General features: G+C 59.8%; 7 protein-coding genes and 1 pseudogene. 6 read left to right on the plus strand and 2 right to left on the minus strand.

Translation table 11 applies throughout. From position 1 onward, the window contains the following. Nucleotides 1-218 precede the first annotated feature (218 nt). Both RGM2987_RS01260 and RGM2987_RS01265 read right to left on the minus strand, forming a co-directional pair. Nucleotides 219-1,712: a CoA-acylating methylmalonate-semialdehyde dehydrogenase gene (locus RGM2987_RS01260; protein ID WP_245138304.1), complete on the minus strand. Its 1,494-nt coding sequence runs from the start codon at nt 1,710-1,712 to the stop codon at nt 219-221. Between the two features lie 74 nt (nt 1,713-1,786). Then, entirely contained in the window at nt 1,787-3,136 is a 1,350-nt protein-coding gene (locus RGM2987_RS01265; RefSeq protein ID WP_245138305.1) for an aspartate aminotransferase family protein, read from the minus strand. A gap of 121 nt (nt 3,137-3,257) precedes the next feature. On the opposite strand from RGM2987_RS01265, the gene RGM2987_RS01270 reads away from it, so the two are divergent. The 6 genes and pseudogenes from RGM2987_RS01270 to RGM2987_RS01295 all read left to right on the plus strand — a co-directional run bounded on the left by RGM2987_RS01270 (nt 3,258) and on the right by RGM2987_RS01295 (nt 8,407). Continuing rightward, a complete protein-coding gene (locus RGM2987_RS01270; protein WP_245138306.1) occupies nt 3,258-4,178 on the plus strand; it encodes a LysR family transcriptional regulator in 921 nt (306 codons plus the stop codon). A gap of 212 nt (nt 4,179-4,390) precedes the next feature. Beyond that, nucleotides 4,391-5,041: a TetR/AcrR family transcriptional regulator gene (locus tag RGM2987_RS01275; RefSeq protein ID WP_245138307.1), complete on the plus strand. Its 651-nt coding sequence runs from the start codon at nt 4,391-4,393 to the stop codon at nt 5,039-5,041. Nucleotides 5,042-5,050: 9 nt separating this feature from the next. Next, a complete protein-coding gene (locus RGM2987_RS01280; protein WP_245138308.1) occupies nt 5,051-5,632 on the plus strand; it encodes a YigZ family protein in 582 nt (193 codons plus the stop codon). Between the two features lie 346 nt (nt 5,633-5,978). Next, nucleotides 5,979-6,071, plus strand: a pseudogene (locus tag RGM2987_RS01285) (MerR family transcriptional regulator); the annotation flags it as partial. Between the two features lie 23 nt (nt 6,072-6,094). Continuing rightward, nucleotides 6,095-6,781, plus strand: coding sequence for an SDR family oxidoreductase (locus RGM2987_RS01290; RefSeq protein ID WP_245138309.1), 687 nt, complete (start codon nt 6,095-6,097; stop codon nt 6,779-6,781). A gap of 267 nt (nt 6,782-7,048) precedes the next feature. Beyond that, a complete protein-coding gene (locus RGM2987_RS01295; protein ID WP_245138310.1) occupies nt 7,049-8,407 on the plus strand; it encodes an 8-oxoguanine deaminase in 1,359 nt (452 codons plus the stop codon). Nucleotides 8,408-8,507: the final 100 nt, after the last annotated feature.

Consider the following 8,507-nt stretch of genomic DNA (forward strand, 5'->3'; position numbering starts at 1 on the left):
CCAGGCTTCGATGAACTGAAGCAGGTCGCTGTCGAAAACATCGCAACTCGTTGAATCTCAAGGAGTTTTCCGTTTCGACTGCGCCGGAAGTGGGGCGAATTATAGACACCTGAAATCTGCCGTCAACACCTATTTCAATATTTCTGTCACATCAATCAGAAAGCCTAACAAACAAAGAGGCCGGTGCTTATTAAGGCACCGGCCTTTTTCCCTACCAATTACAAACTAGGGAAAGCGAACTGCGATGCTTCATGACTGGCACGTTGCGGCCAGCGCTGGGTAATGGCTTTACGGCGCGTATAGAAGCGCACACCGTCAGGACCATAAGCATGCAGATCGCCGAACAGCGAGCGCTTCCAGCCGCCAAAGCTGTGATACGCGACCGGCACCGGCAATGGAACGTTGACGCCCACCATGCCCACTTCGATCTCGTCGCAGAACAACCGCGCCGCCTCACCATCACGGGTGAAGATGCAAGTGCCGTTGCCGTATTCATGATCGTTGATCAGTTGCATCGCTTCTTCCAGGCTGTTGACCCGGACGACGCACAGTACCGGCCCAAAGATCTCCTCTTTATAGATGCGCATCTCTGGAGTAACGCGGTCAAACAGGCAACCACCCAGGAAGAAGCCTTCTTCGTTCCCCGCTACACTCAAGCCACGGCCGTCGACGATCAACGATGCACCCGCCGCGACGCCGTCCTCTATATAGCCGCTGACCTTATCCCGGTGCTGACCGGTAACGAGGGGGCCCATGTCCAGCCCACAGGACGTACCCGCACCAATCTTCAACGCCTTGATCTGCGGCACCAGCTTGGAGACCAACGCATCAGCCACTTGATCACCGACACACACCGCCACCGAAATGGCCATGCAACGCTCACCGCACGAACCGTACGCCGCCCCCATCAGGGCGCTGACCGCATTGTCCAGATCGGCATCCGGCATCAGCACCGCATGGTTCTTCGCCCCGCCCAGCGCCTGTACGCGTTTACCGCGACGAGTGCCCTCGGCATAGATGTATTCGGCGATCGGCGTCGAGCCGACGAAGCTCAATGCCTTCACTTGCGGCGCCTCGATCAGCGCGTCCACCGCTGCCTTATCGCCATGCACGACACTCAAGACGCCCTTCGGCAATCCAGCCTCCAGCAACAACTGAGCGATCAGCAGTGTAGAACTCGGATCGCGCTCGGACGGCTTGAGGATGAAGCAGTTGCCGCAGACGATTGCCAGGGGATACATCCACAACGGCACCATGGCCGGGAAGTTGAACGGCGTGATTCCGGCCACCACGCCCAGGGGCTGGAAGTCTGACCAGGCATCGATATTCGGTCCTACGTTGCGGCTGTACTCGCCCTTCAGGATTTCCGGTGCCGCGCAGGCGAACTCGACGTTCTCGATGCCGCGCTTGAGCTCACCGGCCGCGTCTTCCAGGGTCTTGCCATGTTCTTCGCTGATCAGCTGCGCGATGCGCGACTCGTTCTGCTCCAGCAACTGCTTGAAACGAAACATCACCTGCGCGCGTTTGGCGGCCGGCGTCTTGCGCCAGGCCGGATAAGCCGCGCTGGCGGCATCGATGGCTTGCTGGATGGTCGCGCGATCAGCCAGTGGCACTTTATGAATCGCCTGGCCGGTGGACGGATTGAACACATCGGCAGTACGGGCGCTGTCGCTCAGCAGCTCGCCATTGATCAGGTGCGGGATGAGACTCATGGGAACTCCAGGTTTTTATCCACAGGCGCCCATATCCGAGCGCCCTTGATTCAGCGTGATAAGAAAGAAACGCGTCAGTCGAGCTTGTTCAACACTTCACCAACCGCATCGAACAAGCGATCCAGATCCTGCGGCTTACTGTTGAAGGTCGGCCCGAACTGCAAGGTGTCGCCGCCGAACCGCACGTAGAACCCGGCTTTCCACAGCGCGATACCCGCCTCGAATGGACGCACGATCGCATCGCCATCGCGCGGTGCAATCTGGATCGCCCCGGCCAGGCCATAGTTGCGAATATCGATGACGTTTTTCGAACCTTTCAGACCGTGCAAGGCGTTCTCGAAATGCGGGGCGACCTCGGCCACGCTTTGCACGAGACTCTCCTTCTGCAACAGATCCAACGCTGCCAGGCCAGCCGCGCACGCCACCGGGTGAGCCGAGTAGGTGTAGCCGTGAGGAAACTCCACCGCATATTCAGGCGTCGGCTGGTTCATGAAAGTCTGGTAGATCTCGGTACTGGCAATCACCGCGCCCATGGGGATCGCACCGTTGGTGACTTGCTTGGCGATGCACATCAGGTCTGGCGTGACGCCGAAGCTTTGCGCGCCGAACATCGAACCGGTGCGGCCGAAACCGGTGATCACCTCGTCGAACACCAGCAGGATGCTGTGCTGGTCGCAGATTTCCCGTAGGCGCTTGAGATAGCCTTCAGGCGGCACCAGCACACCTGCGGAACCGGCCATTGGCTCAACGAAAACCGCCGCAATGTTGGAAGCATCGTGCAGTTCGATCAACTTGAGCAGCTCATCGGCCAGGGCGATTCCGCCCTCTTTCGGCATGCCACGGGAATAGGCATTGCTCGTCAGCAAGGTGTGGGGCAAATGATCGACATCGTGCATGGCCTGGCCGAACAGTTTGCGGTTACCGCTGACGCCGCCCAGGCTGGTACCGGCGATGTTTACACCGTGGTAGCCACGGGCGCGACCGATCATCTTGGTCTTGGTCGACTGCCCCTTGAGACGCCAGTAGGCACGGACCATCTTCACCGCGGTGTCAGCGCACTCGGAACCTGAGTCGGTGAAGAACACATGATTGAGGTTGCCCGGGGTCAGGCTGGTGATTTTTTCCGCCAGCTGGAACGACAACGGATGGCCGTACTGGAAGCCCGGCGAATAGTCGAGGGTGCCCAGTTGTTTAGCGACCGCTTCCTGGATCTCCTTACGGGTGTGCCCGGCGCCGCAGGTCCACAGGCCCGACAGCGAGTCGTAGACCTTGCGCCCCTTGTCGTCCACCAGCCAACTGCCCTCGGCGCCCACAATCAGACGCGGGTCACGCTGGAAATTACGGTTGGCGGTATAGGGCATCCAGTGGGCATCAAGCTTGAGCTGGCTGGCCAGGGAGCCGGCAGCGTGTTCGGGCATGTTCATTGACAAAACCTCGCAGAAGAAAAGCAGCAGGAATCGAAAGCGTTCTTGAAGCTAAGTTGCCACGACGATAAAGTCGGGGAAATCCAACTTTTCTAACCTTCAATCAGCGGATCACTAAACAATGAGCGTTCGCCGTCCCGATCCACTGGCCCAGGTCAGCGACTTTGATATCCGCCTGTTGCGGATTTTTCGCAGTGTGGTGGAGTGTGGCGGGTTCTCAGCGGCCGAAACGGTGCTTGGCATCGGGCGCTCGGCCATTAGCCAGCAGATGAGCGACCTCGAACAACGCCTCGGCTTGCGGCTGTGCCAGCGTGGACGCGCGGGGTTTTCTCTGACCGAGGAAGGCCGTGAGGTGTATCAATCGGCGTTGCAGCTATTAAGTGCATTGGAAAGCTTTCGTACTGAGGTCAACGGTCTGCATCAACATTTGCGCGGCGAATTGACCATTGGTCTGACGGACAACCTCGTCACCCTGCCCCACATGCGCATCACCCACGCGTTGGCCCAATTGAAAGAGCGCGGCCCTGATGTGCAGATCCAGATCCGCATGATTGCCCCCAACGAAGTCGAGCAAGGCGTGCTCGACGGTCGCCTGCATGTCGGCGTGGTTCCCCAGGCCAGTGCCTTGTCGGGGCTGGAATACCAACCGCTCTACAGTGAACGGTCGCTGCTGTATTGCGCGGTCGGGCATCCGTTGTTCTACGCCGATGACCCACAACTGGAAGATGCCCGGCTGAACAGCCAGGACGCCATTGCACCAACCTTCCGCTTACCCGCCGAGATCCAGGCCCATTATCAGGCGCTCAATTGCACCGCCAGCGCATCGGACCGCGAAGGCATGGCGTTTCTGATTCTAACCGGGCGCTATATCGGCTACTTGCCGGATCACTACGCCAGCCTCTGGGTCCAGCAAGGCCGGTTGCGAGCCTTGAAACCTGCAACACGTTTTTATGATCTGAGCCTGGCGTCTGTCACCCGCAAGGGACGGCGACCTCATCTGGTGCTGGAGAGTTTTCTCGAGAGCCTGGCAGCGACTCGCTGAGCCTTTTCTTTTGTGGGAGCGGGCTTGCTCGCGAAGGCGGTTTACCGGTCGAATAGATGTCGCATGCAAGTCTGCTTTCGCGAGCAAGCCCGCTCCCACAAGATCTGAGCAGCCCCTGTCAAAGTGCTTTTATAGTCCTGGCACTTGTCGGATCGCCGCCGGTGCGCTATCAACGCATTTGCTTGCCCCACAGACCCAGCCCGGAAACGTCCATGACCTTTGAAGTCCCTGCCCACGGTGGCAAGCCCACCAGTCGCATTCGTCAGAAGAACGAAGAGACCATTCTCAAGGCCGCCGAAGATGAGTTTGCCCGCCATGGGTTCAAGGGCACCAGCATGAATGCCATCGCCCTGCGGGCCGGGCTGCCCAAGGCCAACCTGCATTATTACTTCACCAACAAACTCGGTCTGTACGTGGCAGTGCTGAGCAATATCATTGAATTGTGGGACAGCACCTTCAACACCCTGACCGCCGAAGACGATCCGGCCGAAGCCTTGACTCGCTACATCCGCGCCAAGATGGAATTCTCCCGTCGCCAGCCCCAGGCATCGCGGCTGTTTGCCATGGAGGTGATCAGCGGAGGCGAATGCCTGACCGAGTATTTCAACCAGGATTATCGTGTCTGGTTCAGCGGGCGGGCCGCCGTGTTCCAGGCTTGGATCGATGCGGGGAAAATGGACCCGGTCGACCCGGTTCACCTGATCTTCCTGCTGTGGGGCAGCACTCAGCATTACGCCGACTTCGCCACCCAGATCTGTCGGGTGACCGGTCGCAGCAAGCTGACCAAGCAAGACATGATCGAGGCCGGCGACAATCTGGTCCGCATCATTCTCAAGGGCTGCGGCCTGACACCTGTCCTTTAAGATTTGCCCATGCCCTTTACCCTTGCCGGTTTTTGCGAGTACCGCGAAGAGATTCGCAAAAGCCGCTTTATCACCCTCGCCGCTCCCATTGCCAGCCCCGCCGAGGCCCAGGTCTTCATCGAACAGCACAGCGACCTGGACGCCACGCACAATTGTTGGGCCTGGAAACTCGGTGACCAATACCGCAGCAACGACGATGGCGAACCGGGAGGCACCGCTGGGCGGCCGATCCTGGCCGCCATCGAAGCGCAGGCCTGTGATCAAGTCGTGGTGCTGGTGATCCGCTGGTACGGCGGCATTCAGTTGGGCACCGGCGGGTTGGCCCGGGCTTACGGCGGTGGCGCGAACAAATGCCTGCAAAATGCCGAGAAGATCGAACTGATCAGCCGCATCGCACTGCACTGTGCCTGTGGATTTGCCGAACTGCCCCTGGTGAAGCTGCGCGTCACCGAATGTGGCGGTCTGGTGAATGACGAAAGTTTCACTGCCAACGGCGTGGAGTTGCAGATTGCGGTAGGCGAGGCGCACATCCAGACATTGCAAAAGCAACTTGCCGACCTGAGCCGTGGACGAATCCTCTTGACCCGTTAAGACAGCCTCCCGCAATCGTTCAACTTGCCCACATCCACTGTGCACCCGACTGTGGATAACCTGAGCACATTCGCCTGTAACCCTTTTGTCATGCGGGTTTCAGAGCACTGTTCATTTTTTGTTCAAACTTCTGCGTATTGGATAATTTCATCAACAAAACAACCGCTTGGAGCGGTTTAGCACCTTTAGAAGAAAGCCTCGCAGTGCTTATGCCCAAGTCTCTGGCTTGCGCACAATAACTGTGGAGCATCCTGTGGATAAGCCGTTCATGGCTGCGCCCATCCCAAGCAAGGCATGGCTCGCAGCCGCTTGTTCATTTTTTAACCACTTAAGGGCGAGGTAGAATCTCAACCTGATCGAAACCCGAATGACCGAACTCGACGCGTTGCGTCACGAGCTGAAACCACGGCTCGGGCAACGTTGTCCATTAAATCCGTGACCTTTTCTCTCAAGGATGCCCTCATGAATTCGGCAAAAAAAGCATTGATCATTGGCGCCTCCCGGGGCTTGGGCCTGGGTCTGGTGAAAACGCTGCTCAGTGATGGCTGGGACGTGACCGCCACGGTGCGCAATCCGCAGAACGCCGAAGCCTTGCAGTCGCTGGGCGCGGTACGGATCGAAAAACTGGACATGGACGACCAACAAGCCGTCATCGCCCTGAGCCAGCAGCTCAAAGGGCACACATTCGACCTGCTGTTCGTCAATGCCGGGGTCAAGGGCCCGGACAACCAAAGCCCGGGTGGCGCGACACTGGCCGAGGTCGGTCGGTTGTTCTTCACCAATGCCGTGGCGCCGATCAACCTGGCCCAGCGCTTCGTCGGACAGATCCGCGAAGGCAGCGGCGTGCTGGCATTCATGAGTTCGGTGCTGGGCAGCGTGACCATGCCCGACGCGCCAGAACTGGCGCTGTACAAGGCCAGCAAAGCGGCCCTCAACTCCATGACCAGCAGCTTCGTCACCCAACTAGGCGAGCAGACATTGACTGTGTTGTCGCTGCATCCCGGCTGGGTCAAGACCGACATGGGCGGTGAAGGCGCGGACATCGACGTCGAGACCAGCACCCGTGGGTTGATCGACCAGGTCAACGCGTTTGCCGGCAAGGGCGGGCATCACTTCGTCAACTACAAGGGCGAGACGATTCCCTGGTAAATAGAACGCTTGCCCACTGTGGGAGCGAGCCTGCTCGCGATAGCGGACCGACATTCAATATCTATATTGGCTGATCCACCGCTATCGTCGGATCGCCGCCCGGAGCAGGCTCGCTCCCACAAGGGGCTTCCATCCGACGCTGGAAATTCGCCGGGCAACCTGAGTAAACTCCGCACCTCGCCCTATCCAACGGGCGACCCTGGATCAGCAGACAGGGCATCACTGAGCTGGCTAACCTGAACCCAATTTTCAGAGGAGCCGGCCACCATGCCTGCGACCCGTACCTGGTTACAAAACCCTCTCGCTATCTTCACGACCAACGATCTCGACGCCCGTGGCGGCCTCGTCCTGCAAGACGGTGTGATCGTCGAGCTGCTGCGCGCCGGCCAATACCCCAGCCAACCCTGCGACGTGATCTTCGATGCCCGCGAGCATGTCATCCTGCCGGGCTTGATCAACACCCACCATCACTTCTACCAGACCCTGACCCGCGCCTGGGCGCCGGTGGTGAACCAGCCCCTGTTCCCGTGGCTGAAAACCCTCTATCCGGTGTGGGCGAGACTGACTCCGGAGAAGCTCGCGCTGGCGACCAAAGTGGCGTTGGCGGAGTTGTTGCTGTCGGGCTGCACCACGGCGGCCGATCACCATTACCTGTTTCCAGACGGCCTGGAAAACGCCATCGATGTGCAAGTGCAGAGTGTCCGGGAATTGGGCATGCGGGCGATGCTGACGCGCGGCTCCATGAGCCTGGGCGAAGCCGACGGTGGCTTGCCGCCCCAGCAGACCGTGCAACAGGGCCAAGTGATTCTTGACGACAGCCGGCGGCTGATTGACCGATACCATGAGCGTGGCGAGGGTGCGCAAATCCAGATTGCCCTGGCGCCCTGCTCACCCTTCTCGGTCACCCCCGAGATCATGCGCGCCAGCGCCGACCTGGCGCGCAAGCTCGACGTGCGCCTGCACACGCACCTGGCCGAAACCCTCGACGAAGAAGACTTTTGCCTGCAACGTTTTGGCCTGCGCACCGTGGACTATCTGGACAGCGTCGGCTGGCTCGGCCCACGCACCTGGCTGGCCCATGGCATTCATTTCAATCCCGATGAAATCACCCGACTGGGTGCCGCCGGCACCGGCATCTGTCATTGCCCCAGCTCCAACATGCGCCTGGCCTCAGGCATTTGCCCGACCCTGGACCTGACCGCCGCCGGCGCTCCAGTGGGACTTGGGGTGGACGGTTCGGCCTCCAACGACGCCTCGAACATGCTCCTCGAAGCCCGCCAAGCCCTGTACATCCAGCGCCTGCGCTACGGCGCGCAAGCGATCACCCCAGAACGCGTGCTGGGCTGGGCGACCCGGGGCTCGGCGCAATTGCTGGGGCGCAACGATATCGGCGAACTGGCGGAGGGCAAGCAGGCCGACCTGGCGCTGTTCAAGCTCGATGAATTGCGCTTCTCCGGCAGCCACGACCCGATCTCGGCCTTGCTGCTGTGCGGTGCGGACCGGGCCGATCGGGTGATGATCGGCGGGCAATGGCGGGTGATTGATGGCCAGGTCGAGGGGTTGGACTTGAAGGGGTTGATTGCCGATCACAGCCAGGCGGCTCGGGAGTTGATTGCAGGGGCTTGAGCGATATAAATCCCTTGTGGGAGCGGGCTTGCTCCGGGCGGCGATCCGACGAAAGCGGAGTGTCAGCAGGCATTCATTTCACTGATACACCGCCTTCGTC

Origin of the sequence: Pseudomonas sp. RGM2987 (genome assembly GCF_022952855.1) — a bacterium.
GTDB lineage: Bacteria > Pseudomonadota > Gammaproteobacteria > Pseudomonadales > Pseudomonadaceae > Aquipseudomonas.

Excerpts from the sequence above, each read along its gene's own strand:
- RGM2987_RS01260 (WP_245138304.1), bottom strand. The coding sequence starts at position 1,712 with ATGAGTCTCATCCCGCACCTGATCAATGGCGAGCTGCTGAGCGACAGC.
- RGM2987_RS01265 (WP_245138305.1), bottom strand. The coding sequence starts at position 3,136 with ATGAACATGCCCGAACACGCTGCCGGCTCCCTGGCCAGCCAGCTCAAG.
- RGM2987_RS01270 (WP_245138306.1), top strand. The coding sequence starts at position 3,258 with ATGAGCGTTCGCCGTCCCGATCCACTGGCCCAGGTCAGCGACTTTGAT.
- RGM2987_RS01275 (WP_245138307.1), top strand. The coding sequence starts at position 4,391 with ATGACCTTTGAAGTCCCTGCCCACGGTGGCAAGCCCACCAGTCGCATT.
- RGM2987_RS01280 (WP_245138308.1), top strand. The coding sequence starts at position 5,051 with ATGCCCTTTACCCTTGCCGGTTTTTGCGAGTACCGCGAAGAGATTCGC.
- RGM2987_RS01290 (WP_245138309.1), top strand. The coding sequence starts at position 6,095 with ATGAATTCGGCAAAAAAAGCATTGATCATTGGCGCCTCCCGGGGCTTG.
- RGM2987_RS01295 (WP_245138310.1), top strand. The coding sequence starts at position 7,049 with ATGCCTGCGACCCGTACCTGGTTACAAAACCCTCTCGCTATCTTCACG.